Genomic DNA, 24114 nt, shown 5'->3' with positions numbered 1-24114 from the left:
AATACAAATAAATAACGTTAATCGATTTCAAAAGCGCCGATATCCGGCCTTCCTTTTATTTCATTTCCTGCAAAATCGTGCGGGGGCTCAAGCCCTATATCAAGGCCGATTTTATCGCCCGCAAGCTTGGGGATTTCTATTCCCTTATCCTTTATCAGCTCTTTATTTTCGGGTATATAATCTTGGGGCAGCCATCCGCGGGGCTTTTGGAAATCAGGGCTTCCATAAATCGGGGATGAATCTTTGATGCCTAAATCTTTCGGAAGCGTATCTGGGCTGCAGTAGAGATTGTTCTTGAATATTACCGGCTCAAAGGGATTTTCTGAGCGGGCTTTCTGGCCATCCTGATCGCCCAAAACATTTACCGTTTCGCCGTTAAGGCAGAATATATTATTGGCAATCAGCAGCCCCTGAGTAGTTGGTGAGATCGAGAAGCAGGATCTGCTGCCGGGCTTGGTGTAGATCGTGTTGTTGTAGATATAGGAGTTGTACGGCCCGTGCTTTTCTCTGTTTCGCCCAACGTAACCGCTTGTCCAGAGGATCTTGCCTTCCTGATGTGCGCCGTTTTTGCCTTTCTCGCGGAAGCCGTCGTTCACGCTGATGTTGTAGCGGTATGCGCAGTTGTAGTTGTTCCCGAGTATCTCGATGAATCCGCCTGCGTTGGCAGCGCTGAAATTGTACTGAATTACCACATTCCGGCAGTTGAAGTCTATGTGCATCCCGCAGGAATCTGCCTTGCCGCCTGCGTGGGTAAATTTATTCTTCTCAATCAGCACATCTGTGCAGCCCCACGTCCAGATTCCGCTTCCTCGTGAGTGCATCCTTGGATCGGCAGTAGAGCCGGAGCGGTACAACTTATTGCCCCGCACGAGCATATCCTTTGCCCTGCTGGGCTGGATCCCCGGCCCGCCGATATACTGAAGCCTGTTGTTCAGAATACGGATGCCGGTGTTGTTGAATTCTTCATTACTGCTGCCGCTTCTAATCCTTATACCCGTAAAGCCAGTTTTAAGTATGCGGCAGCCTTCAACAACTGCATCAGATAAATATGCCTTACCGTTTGAGGCTAAATAAATGCCTACCGCCCTGTTTGAGGTTTTGTTTTTGCCGTCTGACGGGGTTTGCTTGGCAGCGAATATATCGTGTATATCGAGGTTTTTGAGACGGAAGAAATTGTGCTCGCCCCCCTTATCCGCCTCTACAAAAACAGCGTATCTCTGTTTCTGGCTGAATTCTTCCTTTGCCTTGCCCCCGTCGCCTGTTATTTCGATATCCTTGAGCACAACGCCGCTGGAGTTTTTGATATGTACGCCGGCGAGGTAACCTGCGGCATCTATAACAGGCTCTGAGCCTTTGCCGTAAGAAGCTATAACAAGCGGATTATCCGCCGATGCCTTTGCGGTGATTTTTAGCGAGCCGTTTATTTCGCTGCCCCGCTTAATCAGGATTTTATCGCCTGAGGTAAATGATTTCGAGTTTACCTTTTCAAAACCTGCAAGCGGGGAGCTTTCAGAAAGGCCGGAATTGGAATCGCTTCCCTCGCGGCTGTCTATATAATACGTGTCAGCGGATGCACTGCATACAAACAGCGGCAGAATAAAAGCTGCCGCTGCGATTAGAGCTGTTTTGGTATTCAATTTGCACTCCATTTTTAAGTAAGTTTTAATTTGCCGCTTTTGAGCATTGGTTCTTCAAATTTTTTCATCTGCTCAACAAGTGCTTTTTTAAATCTCTTCGACACCTCAGCATATTCCTCTTTATTGCAGAAGTTTGTTAGTTCATCGGGGTCTTTTTCGAGATCGAAAAGCCAAGGCCTGTCAACAGTAGAGAGAACGAGCTTGTATCTGCTGCTCACAGCAGCAGCCCACTTCTCGCCTGCATGGCGGAAATACACTATTCTCTCAGAATCGACAATCTTCTCGGGGCTTGTAAAATCTTTAGAGATGTCCTCGCCGTGGCAGCCTTTTAGCTCGCCTTCAAAGCCCATCAGCGAAAGGATCGTGGGTGCAAAGTCGGTGTTGGTGTTTGCCTTCTTGATGATTTTGCCCGGCTTAATTTTGTCCGGATATTTGATAACAAACGGAATGCGGGCAGATGTCTCGTATGGCAGGCCTTTGTTGTGGCGGTTGTGCTCACCCATCAGATCGCCATGGTCTGAGGTGAAGATAACGATCGTGTTTTCCTCAAGGCCGGTGCGTTTGAGGAAGCTGAGGATCTTGCCCACATTATCATCGATGCACTTTACCATACCGAAATATTCAGCAAGCCCGTTTCTCTGCCACTCATTGTAACCGTCTGTCCATTGCTTGCCTTTGCTCACCCAGCCGGGAACCTCCTTGCCTGTATTCATTGTGCGGGGCTCTTCGAACTTATCCTTATCAAACATTTTATTGTACGGGCTTCGCACTTTGTTCGGGCCGTGGGGATCTGGGATTGAACACATAACACAGAACGGCCTGTCTTTATCGCGCTCTATGGCTTGTATTGTGCGGTCGCAGAGGAAATCTGTTGTGAAAGATTTTTCGTCTGCCTTCGTGATGTCATATTTATAGTTCCATTCGCCTTTGAATTTACCCACAATCTCTGCCCCGTCAGGGGTATCTTTGAGGATCTTCCAGTGGCCGCGGTTGTACATATATCGATTATCCTGATAGCCGAAATTCCGTTTTGGATCCCACTGCGGTTTGCCGTTGCCGTCCAGATGCCATTTACCCAGATACGTTGTGGCGTAGCCCTTTTCCTGAAGAACGCCTGCAAATGTTTTCACGCTTGATAGCATGGGAATATCATTCTTTTTTACCGCTGTGGCTTGCGGATAGAGTCCGGTCTGAAGAGAGGAGCGGGAAGGCGAGCATACCGGCGAGCTCGAATAGCAGCTTGTAGCGATTGCGCCTTGTTTTGCAATGGAGTCTATGTGAGGGGTATCAACCTTAAGCCCCTCGCCCCACATATATGCCTGTTCTTTACTGAGCATATCACGGCAGCAGCCGAGGGTTCTGAAATTGTGTTCGTCGGTGTGTATTATAACGAGATTCGGCCGGCCGGTTTTTCTTGCTCCTAATGTTTCCCCTGCAAGTGCTAATGCCGCAGCAGAGCAGGCCGCAGAGCTGATGAATTGACGTCTTGATAAAATATTTGCTCTACTCACTGATTAACCTTTCCTTGGATTCTTCCATTCTTGAATAACGTATTTATCCGTTGTAACCGGATCGTCCATATCTTTCTGCCAAGCGATAAGCTCATTCTTCAGTTTGTTTTCAATCCGGCTGTAGGCGGGATTTCCGCTGAGGTTGTTCCTTTCCCAAGGGTCTTTGGAGTAATCGAATAATGCTGTTTTGTTCTCTGCGTAATGCACTGCGTATTTGTAGTCTTTGCTCCTTATAATCCGCAAAGGCTGAACAGCCCCGAGGAAGTAGTATTCAATGAATACGTATTCCCTTCCCACAGGTTTAGAAGTTTTTATCGCCTTTACGAGGCTCTCCGCATCCGACCTGCCCTCGTTGGGCTTCTCAGCCCCAGCAAGCTCGCAGATAGTTGCAGCAAGGTCTGCCTGACTCGCAATATCTTCAATCTCTTTGCCCTTGGGTATTCCTGGGCCTGCCAATATCAGCTGTATGTGCATCTGCGCATCAAACGGCACAGGCCCTTTATACTTCAGGCTTTCATGCTCGCCGCTCATATCTCCGTGATCTGCTGTGCGAATTATGATTGTGTTCCTGAACTGCTCGGGATAATCTTCTTTCAACACATTCAGCAGATCGCCTATCTGCTCGTCCACCATCTCATGAAGCGAATAGTACAATGCGCGGTATTTCTTCCAGTATTCGAGTTTTTCTTTGCGGGAGAGGGCCTTGTATTTTCCGCTGTTCCCGTAAGGGTATGCCCAGTCTCCTATTGCCGGCGGGATGCCTTCTATCTCTTTATCCCAGCCGGGAGGAGGGCTAAGCTTATCGCCGAGCCTTTTTAATATCCTTTTCGCTCTTTTTTCTTCTCCGGGCACTCGTTTGATTTTACCTTTGAGCCACTTTGTTGCATTCTCGGGATCGGGAAGCTCTTCACCCTCGAAGATATAGTTCATATGGTATATATCGTGCGGATTGAGGAAATGCGCCTGATAAAACCATGGCTTTGATTCATCCCTGATCTTCATAAATCTTTTGAAGTAGTCATCCTGCGCGGCATCATCTGTTCCGCCCAACACTCTCCCCACGCCGAGCCTTTTCTTGGGCTCAAGCAGATGCCACTTCCCGCCGTAACCGTTGAAGTATCCAGCTTGCCGCATCTTATTGCCGAGAAATTCCACGCCTTCGGGGATATGTGCGCAGTATTTTTTGTTGGTGTTGGCAACGTGCCGCGTTTGATGCGGATAGAGACCGGTCTGGATTGTGCTTCTTGCGGGGGTGCATTGTGCTGTAGTGCAGTAGAAGCTGGAGAATGAGGTGCCGTTTTCATAGAGCCAGCGGTTTGCTGGCATATCAAGCAGACCTCTTGTCTGCCTGTCCATCCAGCTTTCCTGATCGGTAACGATAAGCAGGATGTTCGGGCGGGAATCTCTCTTCGCAGCTTGCAAACCCGAACCCAAAGATGCTGCCGCAAGACTGCCTCCAGCCGCAGAAAGAAACTGCCTTCGTGATATATTGCTTTTATCTTTTCTCATTAGTGCTCTCCTATTCCGCCATCCCGCTCACTTCTGCCGGGCTCAGAGGTCTTGTCCAGAGGGATATATCATCCATCATTCCAACAAAAGGCGTTACATTCAGCGAATCGAAGGCCTTCTTGCTGTATCCAAGGCCGCCGAAAGAGAGCCTCACTGCCTGATTGAATGAGAGCTTAGTATCGCTGCCTTTGAGCTTCGTTTGGCATTTCTCGCCGTCAACATACACGACAACTTCCGAGAGCTTGCAGCCGTCTTTCGGCATAACGGCGGCTATATGATGCCAATTATTGTCGTTAAGACGCTCAGACCGGGCAAATAGGCTTGAAGATTTGCTCACTTCAACCTGAACGAGCCCCTGATTGAGATTCAGGTTCATAAAGTCCCTTACGTTATTACCCCATATTGAGCCGGTGTTTATAAGCACCATCTTTTCGGGGGATTCGGTTTTCACTCGCACTGAATAGCTAACAGCGTGTTCATCCTGAAGCGGGCCCATTCCGTAGCAGGCCATTCGGCTTTTCTCTGTAAACTTGCCGGCTTTGCCGCTGCCGGTTTCGGCAAGGCTTACGTTTGCCTGCACAGCATCGTACTGAACGCCGAACTCACCTTTATTCGGGATGGTTTCAGTGGTGGTTTTGATTCCTCTGATATTTCTGTCGCGCAGGCCGAAAATTGGTCTTTTGTGCAGATTGCTGAGCTCTTCAAAATCAAAGTAAAACAGGCGGGCATCGGGGTCCATGAAATCGAGCATACCCTCGCCCTTGAATTCAGTCTCGCCTTCGGATTTATCTATTATTAGCCTCCCAGCTTTCGAATAGCTGCCTTCAAGTACGCTGCGATTCGGGTTTTCATAGAGATTGATGTCTATAACATCATCTGTAATATCTGCGGTGAGGAGGTTTGTAAAGAAGTTTCCGCGGCTTACAAGCTGAACCAAATCAGAGCCGCTGTCTTTGGTTACGGTGTTTGAATGCACCTCTCCTGCGAAATACAAATCAACGCCGTATTCCCTGAGCACCTTCCAAAACGGATTATCAGAATTATCGTCCATCATCATACCGCTGCTGTTTACCTTGCGAACAGGGTAAATAACGGGCAGATGACCCTGCACGATTATGTGCTTGATTGAGCTGTCTTTGTTTGCCTCGCTGAGCACGTTCTTGAGCCAGTCGAGGTGTCTGCCGGTAACGGTGCCTGTTACAGAGCCCTCGCCGCCGATACGCTTGTTTGGGTTTTCCTGATGAAACTGATCAACCGTGATGAAAAGCACGTTTTTATGCTGGTAAGCGAAAGAAGTGTCCTGATACTTTGTGCCCAGAGGACGGGAAGGTGCATCGCCTATCGGCTTGTCATAAATAAATTCACCGTTTTCATCATAATTGAACTCTTTCGCGAAGGCCTCACGAAACTCCGGCTGGAGCTTTGATACCATACTCCCCGCAGGCCATGGGTTATCGCCCATTTCGTGATCGCCTACTGCCATTATTATTTTATCATATCCGCCTTTTGCGAATGCATTGAGCATACCTTCATAACAGTAATGGCCGGCCTTCAGAACGGTTTCTTCCGGCGAGAGGTTTGGTGAGTAATTATTTCTGAAGCGCTTTGTGTCCCAGTGGCCGCCGTTGCTGTCGCCAGGGATAAAGACAAATTCTCCGCCGTAATTATCCTTAAGCATTTTTGCGGCTGCGATATCTTCCTTAACCGCCTTCTCTCTGCTGCCGTAATCATCCCCTCGAACGTGGATGTATTTTTCGGCGGAGTGCCAGTCTGAGAGGGTTATAAACCGCCATTGCTGATCTGCATCAACGTTTGAAAATCCAAAGGTCAAGGTGAACACCGCTAAAATGAAAAATTTAAATTTACTACTCATTTTGTCTCCTATTATCATTTATTAAAAAACTGGCTTATCACTTTAGATATGTTATAAGTGAGGGGTATTTTTACGGAAAAAACAATTTTTTCTTCCGCTGACGTTTTTTTAATCATATTAGAGGCAGATAGCGAGGAAAAAGAGCATTTTCTTTTCTGCTGAATACAAATGACAATCACTCCCGCACAAAAGGCACACAACAGACGGATAAAATAAGCGAACATAGGACACTCATTACAGCCTCTCATCCGGCGCATAGAAAAGCAGAGCCCGAAAACCCGAGCTCTGCTGTGGATCTGCTGTAATCGAGAACTACTTAGACGCTGCCTGTGCGGCCGAGAGCCTTGCAATCGGCACGCGGTATGGAGAGCATGAAACGTAGTTCATACCTTGGTCAGCGCAGAATTCAATAGTGTTGGGTTCACCGCCGTGTTCGCCGCAGATACCAACCTTGAGGGTTTTCTTCTGCTCACGACCAAGCTTAACGCCCGTTTCTATCAATTTGCCGACACCGCTCTGGTCGAGAACCTGGAACGGGTCGTCTTTGTATATGCCGTATTCAATATACTTGGCGGTAAACTTGGCAACATCATCACGGCTGAAGCCCAGAGCCATCTGAGTGAGGTCGTTGGTGCCGAAGCTGAAGAAGTCTGCCTCTGCGGCAATTTCATCAGCAGTGAGAGCGGCTCTTGGAACTTCAATCATAGTTCCAATCTTGTAGGTAAGCTTTGTGTCGTGGCTTTTGAGAACCTGCTTGATCTCGTCAACGATCTCTTCCTTCACGATCTTGAGCTCTTCAACATGGCCTACAAGCGGAATCATAATCTCAGGTACAACCTTCTTCTTAGGTGTGCTGGCTGCTATTGCTGCCTCAATGATTGCCTTTGCCTGCATCCTGTAGAATTCAGGGTATGTAACAGCGAGACGGCAGCCGCGGTGTCCGAGCATCGGATTGAATTCATTGAGCTTTTCAACCTGCTCTTTAACCTTCTTGAGCGAAACGCCCAAGCGTTTAGCCATCTCAGACTGTGTTGCCTTATCGTGAGGCAGGAATTCGTGCAGAGGCGGGTCGAGCAGTCTCACCGTAACCGGCTTGCCTGCCATCGCCTTGAATATACCTTCGAAATCCTTCTTCTGATATGAAGCAAGCCTTCTGAGAGCACTTTCGAAGTTCTTCTTTGTCTCAGAATACTTAGACTTAATCTTCTGCTGCTCTGTCTTTGTTTCGGCTTCTTCCATTTCTTTTTTCATTTCGGCATAGTTGTCTGCTTCGAGGATAGCCTGACGAACATACCAGACCCTCTTGCCCTCGAAGAACATATGCTCAGTACGGCAGAGCCCGATACCTTCAGCACCGAAACCTACGGCCTTTTCGGCGTCTTCCGGCGTGTCGGCGTTTGTGCGTACTTTAATCTTGCGAACCTTATCGCAGATTGTCATAAACTTCCTGAAGTCTCCGCTCATCTTCGGCTCTACAGTGGGCACAGCACCTGCCATCAGCTGACCGTTAGACCCGTCAAGGCTAACCCAGTCGCCCTCTTTGAATGTCTTGCCGGCAACGCTGAACTTCTTGGTCTTTTCGTTAATTGAGATATCGCTGCATCCTGCAACGCAGCACTTGCCCATACCTCTTGCCACAACAGCGGCGTGTGAGGTCATTCCGCCGCGTACTGTGAGGATGCCTTCTGCCGCTGCCATTCCGCCGATATCTTCGGGGCTTGTTTCTGTACGAACAAGCACTGTCTTTTTGCCCTGAGCTTCCCATTTCTCTGCTGCTTCAGCATCGAAAACTACCTGACCAACAGCAGCGCCTGGAGATGCCGGCAGCCCTTTAGCCACAACATCCCTCTTGGCATTTGTATCAAAGCTTGGGTGAAGCAGCGTATCGAGCTGATTCGCCGTTACTCTGTGAACCGCTTCGCGGTTGTTAATCAAACGCTCTTTGAGCATATCAACTGCAATTTTGATAGCAGCTGCGGCAGTTCTCTTGCCGTTTCTGGTTTGAAGCACAAAAAGCTCGCCTTCCTGAATCGTAAATTCAATGTCCTGCATATCTTTGTAGTGCTTCTCGAGCTTGGTCATTAATGCGGTAAGCTCTTTGTAAAGATTCGGCATAGCTTTATTGAGGCTCTTAAGCGGCTGCGGAGTTCTGATTCCCGCAACAACATCCTCGCCCTGAGCATTAATAAGATACTCACCGTAAAATTCTTTCTTTCCGGTGCTGGGGTTTCTTGTGAAGCAAACGCCTGTACCTGAATCCTCGCCCATATTTCCGAAAGCCATCGCCTGAACGTTTACCGCAGTTCCGAGGAGTGACTCAATCTTATTAAGCTTGCGGTATTTGATTGCCCTTTCGCTCTCCCAAGAGCCGAATACAGCATTCACTGCATTTACAAGCTGTTTCTTTGGGTCCTGCGGGAAAGCTGAGCCAACGTGCTTTTTGTATATAGCCTTGTATTTCTCAACTACATCCTGAAGCTGCTCAGCAGAAAGCTGATTGTCGTTTTCAACGCCGGCCTTTTCTTTTGCGGCATGTATTGCTTTTTCGAAGTTGCTGTGTGAACATCCCATCACAACATCAGCAAACATATCAATGAACCTGCGGTAGATATCGTAAACGAACTTAGGGTTGCCGGTTTTCTCGATAAGCCCTTCAACAGCCTTGTCGTTGAGGCCGAGGTTCAAAACGGTATCCATCATACCGGGCATTGATACAGCCGCCCCGCTTCTAACGCTTACAAGCAGCGGGTTCTTGTTGTCGCCGAATTTCTGCCCCATCGCCTTCTCAAGCTTAGCGATGTTCTCATCGACTTCCTTGTTCAAGCCTGCCGGCCATTTGCCTTTGTTGCTTTCATACTCTTGACAAACCGAAGTGGCTATTGTGAAGCCCGGCGGAACCGGCACTCCAAGATTTGTCATTTCTGCAAGGTTAGCACCTTTGCCTCCAAGCAGATGTTTCATTTCAGCCTTTCCTTCGGCTTTGCCTTTGCCAAAGAAATAAACCCTTTTCTCAGCCATAAGATTTCTCCTGAATTAAGACGAATTTGTCTCATGCATCGCCATAGGCAATACAAAACTCTTTTTAATGGAGTATATAAGCAGAGTGCTTTGTGTCAACAGGATATCGCCGCTGAGAGGCTAAAAGAGTGAATATTATGTTCAAATTTGCAAAGATTAATGCAAATTCTTCTCCGGCCAAAAAAATAAACCTATGATAAATACTCAGTGCGCAGTAAAAATCTATGCGCACTTTTGCTCAAGCTCTGCAAGCAGCTCGGCAGCAAGTCCCACACATTCTCTGCACGGGAAGCCGAGCCTTTTGAGCTCTCTGCATTTTGTATGTCCTGCTTTTTGTTCGAATCTTCTGCAAAGCTTTTCGGCCTTTTCGGGATTGTTTTCAACGAGCATCAAAGCAGCATAGAGCGCACCGCAAGTGCCCCCTTCGGCTCTTCCTCCGCCTGAGGTTCTATGGCTTTTTATGCAGTCTTCTGAAACTGCGTATTTATCTCTAAAGGCAGATAAAACTGCCTGAGCACAATTATATCTCTCTTCGCCGTGAAATTTTTTCTTAGCTGTTTCTACCATCTGTTAATTCCAGTTTTTCCAAAACATTTCTGTGAACTTGTTCAATACTTCCATATCCTGAAACAACCGATACGTCAAAGTCCTCTAAGTGTTTGGATAAAGCGGCCAGCTCCAAGTATCCTTCATATACCAGCCGATGATAACCAATACCTTTCTGCTCCATTCTGTCGAAGCTTCGGGTTATTCTATTCAGCCCCTCCTGCGGGTCAACCTCGATGATGAAAGTTTTATCCGGCCATACCCGCGGCAGGCTAAGCTCAGCGATTTTTATAACGTTTTCAATCCCGAAGCCGCCAGCCTTGCCCTGATATGCACATGTGCTGGAAAGCCAGCGGTCCATCACAACACACTTGCCCTCTTCAATCGCAGGCGAGATCTTTTCTCTCCACAGCTGGGCTCTCGCTGCCATATAAAGGAGGACTTCAGAATTATCAGACATCGCCGAATGCTCAGGGCTTAGAAGGATATCACGAATCTTCTCGCCGATAACAGTGTCGCCAGGGTCTCTGAATGCAGAGGTTTCAACGCCTGCTTTGTTTAAGGCTTTTCTGAGCATCTGAGCCTGAGTGCTTTTGCCGCTGCCGTCTGGGCCGTCGAGCACTATAAACTTTCCTCTGTATATCTCCGGAGAAATCATTTTTCAGTCTGCTTCTTTCTGTCCGCTCTTCTTCTGTCCGCCTCTTTGAGGTAAACCTTCCTCATTCTCACAAAATTCGGCGTAATTTCAACAAGCTCATCATCCTGTATATATTCAAGCGTGGCCTCAAGGCTCATCTTCCTTGCCGGCTTAACCTTTGCAGAATCATCCTTGCCGGAAGCACGCACGTTAGACAGGGCCTTCTGCCTTACCGGATTTACGGGTATATCCTTATCCTTGCAGTGCTCGCCAACAACCTGCCCTTCATAAACAATGTCTCCAGGCGAAACAAAGAAAAAGCCCCTGTCGAACAAATTATCCAGCGAATAGGGCGTAACCTGTCCGGGGTCTGTGGCAATCATCACTCCCGCCTGACGCTGCGGTATCGAGCCTCTCATTGGGCCGTACCTCTCGAAACGATGGTGAACCACAGCTCTGCCCTGCGTTGCGTTGAGCAGTCTGGCGTGGAGCCCGAAAAGCCCGCGGCTTGGAATGAGAAACTCAATATGAACGAAATTATCCGCTCCGGATTTTGTGGTAAGGTCCTGCATTTCAGCGCGGCGGTCTCCAAGCAGGCTCATCACAGAGTTCTGACAGTCCATAGGGCAGTCTATGCTGAGGATTTCAAGAGGCTCCTGAAGCACACCATCGAACTCTTTAAATATCACCTCCGGTTTGCCTACGCATACCTCGTATCCCTCTCGCCGCATATTTTCAAGCAAAATTCCAAGGTGCATAAGCCCCCTGCCGGAAACCTTGAACTGCTCGCCTGTCGGCCCGGGCTCAACCCTGAGAGCAACGTTTGTCTGCAGCTCTTTCTGAAGCCTCGCCCATATCTGCCGGCCTGTTACATACTTGCCGTCTTTGCCGGCAAGCGGGCCGTCATTCACCCGGAACGTCATTGTCATTGTGGGCTCATCAACCGATATAAGCGGCAGCGGAGAGGGCTTATCCGGACAGGCGATGGTGTTGCCTATATCCACCGGTTCAAGCCCCGCAGCAGCGCAGATATCCCCGCAGTCAATCCAGTCAACAGGGCGTTTTCCGAGACCTTCAAATTCATACAGATCAACAATCTTCTGAAGGGTGTGTCTGCCTTCTTTATCGATCACCGTAACCTTCTGAGCCTTAGCGATCCTGCCCGCAAAAACCCTGCCCACTGCAATCTTGCCCACATACTCGGAATAATCCAGCGTAGTAACGAGCATCTGCAGAGGGGTTTTCGGATCGCATACGGGAGCGGGAACGTTTTGAATAACAGCATCGAAAACCGGCTTCATATTGTCATTCCCGCTGCTTAGCTCAGCTCGCGCCCAGCCTTCCTTCGCCGAGGCATAAACTATCGGAAAATCAAGCGTTTCATCATCAGCGCCAAGCTGAATAAGCAGCTCAAACACCTCATCGGCCACATCATCGCATCTGGCATCGGGGCGGTCTGCCTTGTTTATAACCACTATCGGCTTGAGCCCGTTCTCCAGAGCCTTCCCGAGAACGAATCTTGTTTGCGGCATCGGCCCCTCAAACGAATCGACAATGAGAATCACGCCGTCGGCCATTTTCATCACCCGCTCAACTTCGCCTCCGAAATCGGCGTGCCCGGGGGTGTCAACTATGTTGATTTTGAATTCCTCGCCCTCGGGCGTGGTATAGTTTACTGCGCAGTTTTTGCTGAGGATCGTGATCCCGCGCTCACGCTCGAGCGGATCAGAATCCATCACAAGATTATGTTGTCCGCCGGCGAGCTTGTCGAGATCTGCGCTTCGAAACATACCGCTTTGGTACAGGAGCTGATCTACAAGCGTTGTCTTGCCGTGGTCAACGTGTGCTATTATCGCAACATTCCTTATATGATGAATTTCCATTTAATTTCCTCTTTGGGGTAGAATTGGTAAGTGAATGATTTGCGCAAAGAGTACAAATAACTCCAGCAAAGTAAAGCCTAATTTTAGCCGTCCGGCGCCCGCTCTGGTTAACTCCTATTAAACCATACAGAACAAGGGGGGACAGGGATAACTCATTATTGTACAAGCAAAGCGTTCTCGCAGAACTTCTTTAATCCCCTTCGTTCCCTTTTCGCCGCAGGCGGGCTGGCTCAGTGAAGAAAACGAAAAAAATCTGTGTAACCTGTGGATCATATCTCCGTGAAATCTCTGCGGATTATCCCGCCTGCAAGGAGTTAGAGGTTTTCTACTCTGAGCGTTTCAGACGGGCGTCTAAAAGCAGCCTGCACAGCGGGCACTGCCGCCCCAAGCAGCGAGGCGAGCACAGCAAATATAAACACCGGCGCTATCACGCCCGGCTGAAGCTTATTGGGTATCTCATCGATTACATACATGCTCCGGTTCCAGAGCTGCCAGCCGTAATTCTCAAACAGCCATGTTTCAAGCTCGTTTATCTTGCTCAGAAACGCCCACGCCCCAATCGCTCCGGCAGATGCCCCGAGGGCTCCTGTGAGCGCTGCAAATTTCATAAAAACAGCAAGAACGGATCCATTCGAGAGCCCGCAGCTTTTCAGGATTCCGATATCCTTCGTTTTCCCGCTCACTATCAGCACAAACACCACAAGCACTACGAACACCGTTACGATCCCGATAAGCAGGAACATAATCGTAAGCATAATCTGCTCTTTCTCCACCGGCGCTATCACCTCGCTTCGATACTGCTTCCAGCTCTCTGCCCGTACGTTGTCCAGCAGCTCGGGGTGTTCTCCCGAATAGCCCTCCCTGAAATCAGCAAGAACTGTCCTTGCCTCTCGGCAGCCTTCCTGCAGCCCTGTTTTCGGGGAAAAGCGAAGGTGGAGCGAGGTAACTCTCGGGCTCTGTCCTGCCATTCCGCAGAGCAGCTGCGCCTCTTCCAATGGCACGTAGAAATTGTAGTTGTCTTCTTTTGCGAGCTTTGAGTTCGAATCGTTCACAAGGCGGAATGTTTTGCTGCTCGAGATATCCGCCCCCGCCTGCGCGGGCATACCGCTTGGAGACAGGGGGAATGTGGTGAGTGTGAATTCAATGCTGGTATCGATGGTGTGGTTGTATTTTCCGCTTTCGCTTCGCTGATTCATCATTGCCACACCTCTAATGCACCCTGCTGCATCACTGCCCTGCGTTTTAAAGACATCGGAAGGCTTGCCGGCAGGTTCATAAAGGCTCCCGCAGAAACTGGTAACCTCGCAGTGCTTCTCGGGGAGAACGCCGATAATATTCACGCCGATATTGCTGGGCAGCAGCCTGCTTGAGAGCAACCCGTAGCTGTTTACAACAGGGCTTGCCGCCTCAATCTTTTCGCTTGCCAGAAGCCTCTCTTCTAGCTCCTCAAATCCTGCAAAACCGGTGAGGGAGGTGGAGCTTATGATGCAGTCTCCGAAGAAATCGTGATTGCGGTCTTTGAAATCCAGCACAAGGCCGTTCATTATCGTCATCACAACAATAACGATAAACACAGACACCGCCACAGCCCCTGCAGCGAGGAATGTTATAAGCCTTCTGCGGAAATACCTTGCCGCAAGGATGTTTTCGAGCCTGCTCAATGTTTGCCTTTCTCAGAAAATTACAATCGAATATGCAGCCGATTCTCGGCTCGGCATAATTCTACCCGCACCGGCAGGAAGGTCAACATTATCAGTTAAGCATTTTCCGCCCAAGGCAGACTTCGCTATTTCCCTATTAAGGATTCTATCTGAGAGTACAGTTTTTCGGGCTGCTCAACGTCTTTTATCCTTATCCCGCTTGAAGCACGGTTTTGCTGATAGCCGCTTGCAGGCGTTGCGAGGAAGATTGTTCCAAGCCCGAAACGCTTCTGCACAACCCCCCTTCGCATGGAAGTCTCGGTGATTTTATCGTATTTGATTGTTTTATCCTGAGCTGTAAGAAAGCCCTCGGAATATTCGAGGCGGTCTTTGAAGAAGCGGTATTCAGTTTTCTCGTAGGTTTTCTTCTTGAAAAAATAAACCAAAGCCGGCACTGCGAAAAAGAAAATCGCACCAAAGAAAACAAAAGGCGCCCATTCGGGGATCCCCAGTTTCCAAGCCTTAACTGCGCCCAAACTCATCCCCCCGAGAAAACCTGCTCCCCATGCCGTGAGGAACAATTGGACAGGAATAAAAGATGCCACACTAAGAAGCGGATTGAACGTAGGGCTCACCTTTATCGAAGGGCTCCCTGCATCGTGCTGAGTGTAATCATTTTGGCTGCTTCCAGCCGAGTTATATTCTGCTGTCGGTGCGCCGCAGCCCTCGCAGAACCTCGCATCATCGCTGATCTGCCTGCCGCATTTACTGCAATACATATTGCTTCCCCTGTAAATAAGATTATTTTAGAGATTGCGCTTAAAGGAACAGTTGTGCCGATTTCGGCAAAACAATTGCCCTGAACTCAAGTTTTTGGATAATAACAAAATTAAACTGATTACACAAGGTGAATATGAAAGTATTAACAGCAGAAAAATGCGGTTTCTGCCTCGGCGTTCGCAATGCAATTAAAATCGCCGAACAGACGCTCGAAAAAGAATCCCCCGTTTACAGCCTCGGGCCTGTAATACACAATCAGGATGTCGTAAGCAGACTCGCTGATAAGGGGTTAGTTACAGTTGAAAGCCTTGATAAAATACCCGGAGGCACTGTACTGATTCGCTCGCACGGGGCAACAAAGGCAATGATCGAAGATATTCAGAGCAGAGGTCTGAGCATAGTTGATGCAACCTGCGTGCTGGTAAAGCATGTTCAGCAGAAGGCCGCTCGGCTTGAGGCTGAGGGCTGGATGGTTGTTATAGCAGGAGACCCGAGGCACCCCGAGATAATCTCAATCGCCGGTCATACTGAGTCTGCTGTGGTAGCCGAGACCCCCGAGCAGATGAAGGAGCTTGCAGGTTCACACGAAAAAACGGCTCTTTTATGCCAGACTACGCAGTCTTACGGATTTTTCTCCAATATGGCAGCGGCAGCGGTAAACGCTGACTTCTCAGAGATAAGGGCGGTAAACACGCTGTGCAGAGAATCGCAGAGGAGGCAGCAGGCAGCGAAGCAGCTGTCTGAAAAAGTGGATGTGATGTTCGTTCTCGGCGGGCTTCACAGCGCAAACACCAGAAAACTCGCCGAGCTGTGCAGTGAAGGATGCAAAAACGTATATCACTTGCAGAACAAATCTGAGCTCAAGCAGGAGATGCTGAGAGATTGCAGCTCTGCAGGAATTACCGCAGGCGCATCAACGCCGGACTGGGTGATTCAGGAATTCACCGAAACAATCCGTGAGATTTGAGTTTCTTTTGCCGTAAAAAATGTAAGGGCGGATCAGTGCGGGCGACGGTTTTTTCTGCTCCGACCAACAGGGCCTTTCAAGAACGAACACTTATTCCCGAGCGGCTGTCCGTGCGATTCCTTGAAGATTCTGGGTTCCCCTTTGTTTGTCTGTGAGCCTTTATCTCTTCCTTTTGTCTGATTAGGCAAAAAATTATTCTCACAATAAAAAATAATTGAACATTCTCAGTTCAAACGCATAATTCAAATAAGCATTTGAAATGTTCGTTTAATTGAAAGAAGAAAATGCCAAAAACGCATAAAGAGGTAAAGGATAGGCTGATTGAGGCCGGAATGGAAGTTTTTTCCGAAAAAGGCTATCGAAACGCCACAATCGCCCAGATCTGCAGCCAAGCGGAGGTAAACATAGCTTCCGTGAATTATTATTTTGGCTCTAAAGACCGCCTCTATCAGGAGGTATGGCGGCGGGCTTTCGCAATAGCCCTCGAGAAATACCCCCTCGACGGCGGGCTCGGAGAGGATGCCCCGCCTGAAGATCAGCTTCGGGCATTTATTCAGGCAAAGGTTTATCAGCTTCTCAACCCGGGCAAGCTCGGCTCAGCCGGAAAGATACTTTCAAACGAGCTCAGTCAGGAAACCGAAATCCTCAAAGAAATTAAGCATGAGGTGATCCTGCCAATGGCAGAGCTGCTTGAATCTATTGTACGCAAGATTCTGGGCTCAAACGCGCAAGAGCGGCAGGTAAAACTCTGCGCAATGAGCATAATCAATCAGTGCATAGTGCTTGGTGTAATGCAGGCGAAAGGGGCTTTTGGGCCGAAAAACATATTTTCCGGCGTTATTCCAGACTCGAAAAACCGTGAGGCAGGTCTTGAGAAAATCGCTGAGCATATCTACCAGTTTTCTCTTGCCGGAATAAGAAAGATTGCAGAAAACTGCCAAGAGCAGAAAGATTAGTTTCGTTAAAACGGAAAGCAAATATGAAAATAACACTTTTATATCTCTTCTCTGCTGCATTCATTCTTTCAGGCTGTTCCACAAAATCGCCGGAGAAGATTGAGACCAGCCGGCAGATTCCAGCGGAGTTTAGCCGAAATGGCAATGCTAAGCTGCCTGAGAAATGGTGGCAGCATTTCGGCGATGAGAGGCTCAGCGGGCTTATAGAAGATGCCCTGCAAGACAATTTCACAATCAAAGCCGCCTACTCACGTATGGAGCAGGCAAGGCAAAACGCTGTCAAAGCTGGCGCAGGAAAGCTTCCCGAGGTGAACTACTCGGCTCAGGGCTCGCGCAGCAGAAGCAAGGCAATGAACGAAACCGCTTACTCGAATCAGTTTTCCGCCGGCCTTCAAGCCTCCTATGAAATAGACCTCTGGAAGCGCATTGATGCATCTCAGAAGGCAGCGCAGAAAACCTTTGAGGCAAGCCGGCAGGATTTGACAGCCGCCAAAATCAGTCTGAGCGCTGATATAGCCGAAGTCTGGTACAACCTGAAAGCTGGACTCCTTGAGAAGCAGATTATAGAAAAGCAGGTTCAAACAAACCTCAAATCGCTCGAAACTGTACGGATGCAGTACCGTCAGGGAATGGCAAATGCCTCCGATGTTCACAGTCAGGAAAGGCTTCTTGAGGCGGCAAAAGGCAGGCTTATAAATGCTGGGAAAAACGTTAATCTTCTGGAGAATCAGCTTGCTGTTCTTCTGGGCAGAGAGCCGAAAGAATTTTCTGCCGACCCCGAAGCAGAAATCCCCAAGCTGCCCGCGCTTCCTGAGGCGGGGGTACCTGCCACGCTCCTCCAGCGAAGGCCGGACTTGATCAGCTCGCTGAATTCCGTTCGCTCTGCAGACTATTCTGCAGCGGCATCTATCGCCCAGCAGTATCCCTCGCTCACTCTCACCGGCTCGCTTTCCGGAGCAGACAGCGATATTGAAGACGTTTTCGACAATTGGCTCGGCTCGATTGCCGCCGGACTCACCGGCCCGCTTTTCGATGCAGGCAAGCGTGAGGCAGAGGCAAACAGGGCAAGGGCAGTATTGCAGGAGCGAATAAGCAGCTACCGCCAGAACGTTATTACGGCTGTGAAGGATGTGGAAGATGCACTCGAAACCGAGCAGCGGGAGAATGAGTATTTCAGGAGCCTGCAAAAACAGCTCGAGATGGCAAAGAAAAACACAAAGTCTGTAAAACAGCAGTACATAAACGGCCAGCAGGGATATATATACCTGCTCAATGCAATCGAAAACCAGCAGGAACTCGAGATTTCGCTCGTGAATTCAAGGCTTAATCTGGTTAAGGCGAGAATAGCACTGTGCAGGGCTCTTGCAGGAGGCTGGGAGAAGAGCAGCTGAATTTTTAGCAAAATCAAACAGGGACATACGAATAAATATGAAGAAACTACTCAACATTTCAATCAATTTAATACTTCCTCTTTTGATAATAGCAGGCGGATTGTTAATAGCGAAGTATCAGCTCGACAACAAACCGGAGGCAAAAAAAAGAAAGCCCGAAAAGCAGGCGAGGCTCGTAACAGCCGAGAGCTTCAGAAAGGGTGATTATCCCGCCGAAGTGCGGGCTATGGGAACAGCCCAGCCTGCAAGGACAGTTTCGTTAAGACCGGAGGTCTCGGGCAAGGTGGAATGGATAGCTGACAGGCTCATCCCGGGAAGCTTTGTACAGTCGGGCAGCGAGCTTGTGCATATTGAAAAGACAGACTACCTCAGCGATCTTGAAAAAGCCCAAAGCGCTCTGAGCTCTGCAAAGGCCGATTTAGAGATTCAGAAGGGAAATGTGCGTGCTGCAAGGAGTGATTATGAAATGATGGGCGAGAAATTGAGCGAAGAAGACAAGGCTCTCGTGCTGAAAAAGCCGCAGCTGCGAAAGGCAGAAGCGAACGTAAAAAGCGCAGAAGCCGCCCTTGCAAGAGCAAAGAAAAACTACGAAAGATGCGTAATAAAGGCCCCCTTTGATGCAAGAATAAATGAGAAAAACGTTGAGCTCGGCGAGCTGGCAAATGCATCTGCAGGCGTTTTAGAGCTGGTGGGCACAGAAGCAGCTTGGATCGAGGTGCTCGTTCCGGAAAAGCAGCTCAAATGGATTGAGCTGCCGCAGAAAAGCGGGAATGAGGGCTCAAAGGTTAAAATCTACAACGATTCTGTATGGCCTGCGGATGCATTCAGGGAAGGCTCTGTCCTTCGGCTTATAGGCACGCTCGAGAAAAACGGGCGTATGGCAAGGGTGCTCGTGGAGGCGGAAGACCCGTTCTGCCTGAATGAGCAGAACAAAGGCGGAGAGGAAATCCTTTTCGGAGCGTATCTCAGGTGCCGGATTCACGGCAGGACGATTGAAGATGTTTTCCGGCTCAAAAGAAGGTACATCCACGACAACAACACCCTATGGGTGGTCGGAGAGGATAATAAACTCGAAATCAGGAAGGCTGAAATCGTTTTCAGAGAACACAGTTTTGTTTATGTAAAGAGCGGAATCACAGAGTCCGACACAGTGGTTACATCCGATATCGCCGCTCCTGTGGAGGGTATGCCGCTCCGAATAAGCGAGGCAGCAGCCGAGGAGAACGCCTATGAATAACAGCCATACTAAACTCACCGGCCCAATCGCATGGATGGCCAAGAATCATGTTGTGGCCAACCTGCTGATGATTGTTTTTCTTGTGGGGGGCTTTCTGCTTTCTTCGCAGATAAAGCAGGAGGTGTTCCCTGAATTCGATCTGGACAGAGTTACAATCACCGTTCCTTACCCGGGCGCAAGCCCAGAGGAAGTAGAGCAGGGGATTGTGCTTGTGGTTGAAGAGGCCGTGCGCGGTCTGGACGGGGTGAAAGAGATCACCGCCAACGCTTCTGAAGGGGTGGGCGTGGTAACTGCGGAGCTCTTGGAAAGCGCAGACCAGCAGAAGGTGTATCAGGATATCCAGCAGGAGGTGGACAGGATTATAACATTTCCGGACGATGCCGAGGAACCGGAGGTAAACCTGAACGTAATACGCAGGCAGGTTATCGATATGCAGATCTACGGAGACAGCTCCGAGTGGGTACTGCGCGAGGTGGCAGAGCAGGTGCGGGACCGTCTGCTCAACAGCGAGGGCATAACTCAGGTGGACCTTTCCGGCGTTCGCGATTATGAGATATACGTAGAGATAGACAAGAACAAGCTTCGCGGGCTTGGCCTCACCCTCAGCGAGGTATCAAGGATCATAGACACAAACTCTCAGGAGATTCCCTGCGGCACACTTCGCACCGATTCCGGCGATATCCTCGTTCGCATTATGCAGAGGAAAGACTGGGCAGATGAGTTTGCCCGTATCCCGATTGTTACCAATGATGACGGGTCTGTGCTTTATCTTAGGGATATAGCGGAGGTAACAGACACATTCGAAGACACGAAAACCGAGGGCTTCTTCAACGGCAAACGGGCAGTCGGGATAAATGTATTCAGAATCGGAAAGCAGACACCCATCGGTGTGTCTGAGAGCGTGAATGAGGCGATGCAGTCGATAGAAAGCAGCATCCCGCCCGGGATAGACTGGGTTATCACCAGAGACCGCTCTGATATCTACCGTCAGAGGCTTGAGCTGCTCTTGAAGAATGCCTTCATCGGCCTTACGCTCGTGCTTCTAACGCTGGGTATATTCCTTGAGATAAGGCTGGCTTTCTGGGTAACGATGGGTATCCCGATTTCGTTCCTCGGCGGACTGCTGTTTTTGCCCGGGCTCGGGGTAACAATAAATATGATATCGATGTTCGCATTTATAATCTCGCTTGGTATTGTGGTTGATGATGCAATCGTTGTGGGCGAGAATATATACGAATACCGAAAACGTGGCGGAAACTTCCTTGAAGCTGCTGTCAAAGGTGCAAGGGAAGTGGCAGGGCCGGTAACATTCAGCATTATTACCAACGTTGTGGCCTTTATGCCGCTTATGTTTGTGCCCGGTTTTGTGGGCAAGATATGGAAGGTAATCCCGCTGGTTGTTTCAACAGTGTTTATAATTTCGCTCGTTGAGGCGCTTTTCATTCTCCCTGCGCACCTCTCACGACAGCATAAACGCGAAGGCTGGCTTATCTCCAAAATCCATAAGTATCAGCAGGCATTCAGCAGAAAATATGAAAAATTCATAACCAATCAGTTCGGCCCTCTGCTGAAATTCCTGCTCCGATGGAGGTATGTGGTTATAGCGTCAGGAATAGCGATTTTTATCGGCATTCTCGGCTACGTCCAGAGCGGACGAATCGGGACGATCCTTATGCCGCGCGTGGAATCTGATTTTGCCTATGCCTCTGCAAAGCTGCCCTTCGGAGCACCGCTGGAAGACGCAAGAGAGGTGGAGGATATATTAGTGAAAGCTGGAAGAGATATCGCCGAAAAGAACGGAACAGACAATCTCTCCCGCGGGCTGTATTCAGTTATTAACGGGAACAATGTTTCTGTGCGTTTCTTTCTCACAGATGCCGACGAAAGACCGCTCTCAACAACGCAGGTTACCCGCCTCTGGCGCAAAAATACAGGAGAGATACCCGGGCTTGAAATGCTTCGTTTCGAAGCCGACAGAGGCGGACCGGGCTCGGGAGCTGCGATTACCGTTGAGCTGAGCCATAGAAATATCGGCATACTCGAAAACGCTGGGGAGGCTCTGGCCGCAGAGCTCTCTGAATTCGGCAATGTGAAAGATGTTGACGACGGATATACGCCGGGCAAAAGGCAGTACAACTTCAAGATAAAGCCGGAGGGACGAAGCCTCGGTCTGACCGCAGCGGGAATCGCCTCGCAGGTGCGAAATGCCTTCTACGGAGCAGAGGCAGTAAGGCAGCAGAGAGGCAGAAACGAAGTGCAGGTGCGAGTGAAGTATCCCGAAAGCCAGCGAGTGAGCGAGTATGACATAGAGCAGTTCCTCGTTCGCACGCCCTCAGGTACAGACGTTCCGCTTTTGCAGGTGGCAGATTATTATATCGGCCGGTCGTACACTACAATCGACAGAAAAGAGGGCAAGCGGGTGATTCAGGTTACAGCGAATGTTGAGCCGATAAGCCAGACGAGCAAAGTGCAGACTGCCCTTATGGAAGAGATACTCCCCGAGGTGAAGAAAGACTTCCCGGGCCTTTCATACGGCTGGGAAGGCCGGCAGGAAGACTTCAACGAAAGTATGAAAGCGCTTTTCCTCGGGCTGATAATGGCGGTTCTGTGCATTTATGCGGTGCTTGCAATTCCGTTCCGCAGCTACTGGCAGCCAGTGATTGTGATGATGGCGATTCCGTTCGGGATTATCGGGGCTGTGCTCGGGCATATACTGATGGGATATTCGCTCAGCATTATGAGTATGATGGGCGTGGTTGCGCTTGCGGGAGTGGTGGTGAACGATTCGCTCGTGCTGATCGATTTTGCAAACAATCACAAGCTCGAAGGCTCCACGCCCCTGCAGGCCGTGCACAGGGCGGGGCTGAGACGTTTCAGGCCGATTATGCTCACCACCCTCACAACGTTCGGGGGGCTTGCGCCGATGATCTTCGAAACTTCCCGGCAGGCAAGGTTTATGATTCCGATGGCAATATCGCTGGGCTTCGGGATCGTCTTTGCAACCGTTATTACACTGATCCTCGTGCCGTGCCTGTATGTAATACTGGACGATGTAAAAATGCTCGGCGAAAAATTCAATCGCTTCAGGTTTGCAGAAAACTGAATCACAGAATGCAGAAAACCGAAGCGGTAAATCATTTAGCTGCGATCAGCTGCCCGTTTCTGAAGTTTTAAGCTTTATTTGCAGATGTTTATCAATAAATAGCTTATATTCAAGAAACAGGCAGCTGTCCCTATTTAAGGTTATTCATCCAGCACAACGCGGAAGCCGTAGTTATGGCTCATAAAGTCTTTTTGCTGATAAATCTTATGTGATACGCTGCAGTAAGACTTATCGTTGCTCCAGCCTCCGCCCTGCAGGGTTTTGTAATTGCCGGAAGCGCCGTATTCTGTCCATTCGCATACATTCCCCGACATATCGCAAAGGCCGTAGCCGAATTCGCCGAAGTGCCCAACCGAAGATGTGTATGGGAAGCTTGAGAATCCTTCAGGATTGGCGAAAACGCCGTCTTCATAGTAATTTGCTTTGGAGAAGTCTATCGCAGCTCCAGTTGCATACACATACGAGCCGTCGAAATCTGCAGCCGCCTGCCACTCAAAATCTGTGGGCAGACGATACCAGCTGTAGTAGTCGCAGAAGGCCTTTGCTCCGTAATAGCTCAAGCACGCAACCGGGAATCCGCTCACATCCTGCCCCTCGAACGTTTCCACATAGAAAACCTCGCCTGACCAAGCAATCTGGCTGGAAGATTGAGTGGTATCGTAATACACGAGGTCGTTCTGTTCGTCTGCACCTGTAACTACGCCGCTAACCAATTTGATATCCCCGCTCGCAGCAGCATCATTGAGGAACTGGCAGTATTGGGCGTTTGTGGTTTCATACTTGCTCATATAGCCGGTGAAACCGCCCTGCCCGTCAATAGGATTGCCTGCGGTGTCCTTCATATTCGAGCCGTCGTCCTCAATGTAAACCCATGTCATTCCGGCAGCATCGCCCACTGCTCCCTTAGATGAAAGCAAATCAACCGCGCTTGCGGGCGAAACGTTCTCCCCGCCGGCGGGGCTCTGGCTTATAATATGCCCCTTCTGAACTGATTCATCGTATCGCTGGCTTACGTTTCCTACGACGAGATCGGCGGCGAGTATCGCAGCTTCGGCATCATTATAATCCATACCCTCAACAACAGGCACCTGCACAAACTCTACCTCCAGCCAGTGCATACAGAGGCGGGAGAAGTCTTCAATATCAACAATCCCATCGTTGTTAATATCGCTTGCCGGATCCCAAGCGGCTGAAACTGATGCTGCGATAAAAAGGGTTGATAATAAAACAATAAGATACTTCATTTTATACTCCTTTAATACCTAAAAACCGTACAAAATTCTCTACAGGTATTTTACCACGAAATCCCCTCGTTCAAACGTTTTTTTTCAAAATCCGATTTTTTTTAATATGCTCTCAATCGGTGCGGGAAAGTTTTTGAAATAATATCCGCAGATTTCTCGTCTTTCAATCCAAACCGGCGCTG

General features: G+C 49.2%; 16 protein-coding genes. 5 read left to right on the top strand and 11 right to left on the bottom strand.

Translation table 11 applies throughout. The annotated features are described in order from the left end of the window. Nucleotides 1-17: 17 nt before the first annotated feature. From STSP1_RS09135 to STSP1_RS09090, 10 genes are all read right to left on the bottom strand, one after another. Nucleotides 18-1637: a right-handed parallel beta-helix repeat-containing protein gene (locus STSP1_RS09135; protein WP_161491691.1), complete on the bottom strand. Its 1620-nt coding sequence runs from the start codon at nt 1635-1637 to the stop codon at nt 18-20. Nucleotides 1638-1651: 14 nt separating this feature from the next. Beyond that, on the bottom strand, nt 1652-3148 hold the full coding sequence (locus STSP1_RS09130) for a sulfatase-like hydrolase/transferase (protein ID WP_085756044.1): 1497 nt from the start codon (nt 3146-3148) through the stop codon (nt 1652-1654). Between the two features lie 3 nt (nt 3149-3151). Continuing rightward, nucleotides 3152-4657 (bottom strand): sulfatase family protein, encoded by a 1506-nt coding sequence (locus STSP1_RS09125; RefSeq protein ID WP_085756043.1) that lies wholly within the window; start codon nt 4655-4657, stop codon nt 3152-3154. Between the two features lie 10 nt (nt 4658-4667). After that, nucleotides 4668-6530 (bottom strand): LamG domain-containing protein, encoded by a 1863-nt coding sequence (locus STSP1_RS09120; RefSeq protein ID WP_085756042.1) that lies wholly within the window; start codon nt 6528-6530, stop codon nt 4668-4670. A gap of 312 nt (nt 6531-6842) precedes the next feature. After that, complete coding sequence (gene ppdK, locus STSP1_RS09115) at nt 6843-9548, bottom strand: pyruvate, phosphate dikinase (protein WP_085756041.1); 2706 nt, start codon at nt 9546-9548, stop codon at nt 6843-6845. A gap of 222 nt (nt 9549-9770) precedes the next feature. Then, complete coding sequence (locus STSP1_RS09110; protein WP_085756040.1) at nt 9771-10115, bottom strand: C-GCAxxG-C-C family protein; 345 nt, start codon at nt 10113-10115, stop codon at nt 9771-9773. Next, complete coding sequence (gene tmk, locus STSP1_RS09105; RefSeq protein ID WP_085756039.1) at nt 10099-10752, bottom strand: dTMP kinase; 654 nt, start codon at nt 10750-10752, stop codon at nt 10099-10101. Before tmk ends, STSP1_RS09110 begins: the two co-directional genes overlap by 17 nt. Continuing rightward, on the bottom strand, nt 10749-12614 hold the full coding sequence (gene typA, locus STSP1_RS09100) for a translational GTPase TypA (RefSeq protein ID WP_085756038.1): 1866 nt from the start codon (nt 12612-12614) through the stop codon (nt 10749-10751). The genes tmk and typA overlap by 4 nt, the downstream gene beginning before the upstream one ends. Before the next feature lie 314 nt (nt 12615-12928). Further along, complete coding sequence (locus tag STSP1_RS09095) at nt 12929-14275, bottom strand: ABC transporter permease (RefSeq protein ID WP_085756037.1); 1347 nt, start codon at nt 14273-14275, stop codon at nt 12929-12931. A gap of 125 nt (nt 14276-14400) precedes the next feature. Continuing rightward, nucleotides 14401-15033, bottom strand: coding sequence for a PH domain-containing protein (locus STSP1_RS09090; protein WP_085756702.1), 633 nt, complete (start codon nt 15031-15033; stop codon nt 14401-14403). Nucleotides 15034-15167: 134 nt separating this feature from the next. Between STSP1_RS09090 and ispH the strand changes: the two genes are divergently transcribed. The 5 genes from ispH (at nt 15168) to STSP1_RS09065 (ending at nt 22688) form a co-directional block, all read left to right on the top strand. Beyond that, nucleotides 15168-16001, top strand: a complete 834-nt coding sequence (ispH, locus tag STSP1_RS09085; protein WP_085756036.1) for a 4-hydroxy-3-methylbut-2-enyl diphosphate reductase — start codon at nt 15168-15170, stop codon at nt 15999-16001. A 284-nt stretch (nt 16002-16285) separates the two neighbouring features. Further along, on the top strand, nt 16286-16957 hold the full coding sequence (locus tag STSP1_RS09080) for a TetR/AcrR family transcriptional regulator (RefSeq protein ID WP_085756035.1): 672 nt from the start codon (nt 16286-16288) through the stop codon (nt 16955-16957). A gap of 23 nt (nt 16958-16980) precedes the next feature. Continuing rightward, a complete protein-coding gene (locus tag STSP1_RS09075) occupies nt 16981-18348 on the top strand; it encodes an efflux transporter outer membrane subunit (protein ID WP_085756034.1) in 1368 nt (455 codons plus the stop codon). Between the two features lie 37 nt (nt 18349-18385). Beyond that, nucleotides 18386-19585, top strand: coding sequence for an efflux RND transporter periplasmic adaptor subunit (locus STSP1_RS09070; protein WP_123807026.1), 1200 nt, complete (start codon nt 18386-18388; stop codon nt 19583-19585). Next, nucleotides 19578-22688: an efflux RND transporter permease subunit gene (locus STSP1_RS09065; RefSeq protein WP_085756032.1), complete on the top strand. Its 3111-nt coding sequence runs from the start codon at nt 19578-19580 to the stop codon at nt 22686-22688. Before STSP1_RS09070 ends, STSP1_RS09065 begins: the two co-directional genes overlap by 8 nt. Nucleotides 22689-22828: 140 nt before the next feature. Here the strand turns inward: STSP1_RS09065 and STSP1_RS09060 are convergent, their stop codons facing one another. Beyond that, entirely contained in the window at nt 22829-23932 is a 1104-nt protein-coding gene (locus STSP1_RS09060; RefSeq protein ID WP_085756031.1) for a formylglycine-generating enzyme family protein, read from the bottom strand. Nucleotides 23933-24114 lie beyond the last annotated feature (182 nt).

Source organism: Sedimentisphaera salicampi (assembly GCF_002117005.1).
Taxonomy (GTDB): domain Bacteria; phylum Planctomycetota; class Phycisphaerae; order Sedimentisphaerales; family Sedimentisphaeraceae; genus Sedimentisphaera; species Sedimentisphaera salicampi.
This window is presented reverse-complemented; position numbering and strand designations above follow the sequence as displayed.

Bases quoted from the DNA above. Each gene is read 5' to 3' on its own strand.
- STSP1_RS09125 (WP_085756043.1), bottom strand. From the start codon at position 4,657: ATGAGAAAAGATAAAAGCAATATATCACGAAGGCAGTTTCTTTCTGCG.
- STSP1_RS09120 (WP_085756042.1), bottom strand. From the start codon at position 6,530: ATGAGTAGTAAATTTAAATTTTTCATTTTAGCGGTGTTCACCTTGACC.
- ppdK (WP_085756041.1), bottom strand. From the start codon at position 9,548: ATGGCTGAGAAAAGGGTTTATTTCTTTGGCAAAGGCAAAGCCGAAGGA.
- STSP1_RS09110 (WP_085756040.1), bottom strand. From the start codon at position 10,115: ATGGTAGAAACAGCTAAGAAAAAATTTCACGGCGAAGAGAGATATAAT.
- tmk (WP_085756039.1), bottom strand. From the start codon at position 10,752: ATGATTTCTCCGGAGATATACAGAGGAAAGTTTATAGTGCTCGACGGC.
- typA (WP_085756038.1), bottom strand. From the start codon at position 12,614: ATGGAAATTCATCATATAAGGAATGTTGCGATAATAGCACACGTTGAC.
- STSP1_RS09090 (WP_085756702.1), bottom strand. From the start codon at position 15,033: ATGTATTGCAGTAAATGCGGCAGGCAGATCAGCGATGATGCGAGGTTC.
- ispH (WP_085756036.1), top strand. From the start codon at position 15,168: ATGAAAGTATTAACAGCAGAAAAATGCGGTTTCTGCCTCGGCGTTCGC.
- STSP1_RS09080 (WP_085756035.1), top strand. From the start codon at position 16,286: ATGCCAAAAACGCATAAAGAGGTAAAGGATAGGCTGATTGAGGCCGGA.
- STSP1_RS09075 (WP_085756034.1), top strand. From the start codon at position 16,981: ATGAAAATAACACTTTTATATCTCTTCTCTGCTGCATTCATTCTTTCA.
- STSP1_RS09070 (WP_123807026.1), top strand. From the start codon at position 18,386: ATGAAGAAACTACTCAACATTTCAATCAATTTAATACTTCCTCTTTTG.
- STSP1_RS09065 (WP_085756032.1), top strand. From the start codon at position 19,578: ATGAATAACAGCCATACTAAACTCACCGGCCCAATCGCATGGATGGCC.
- STSP1_RS09060 (WP_085756031.1), bottom strand. From the start codon at position 23,932: ATGAAGTATCTTATTGTTTTATTATCAACCCTTTTTATCGCAGCATCA.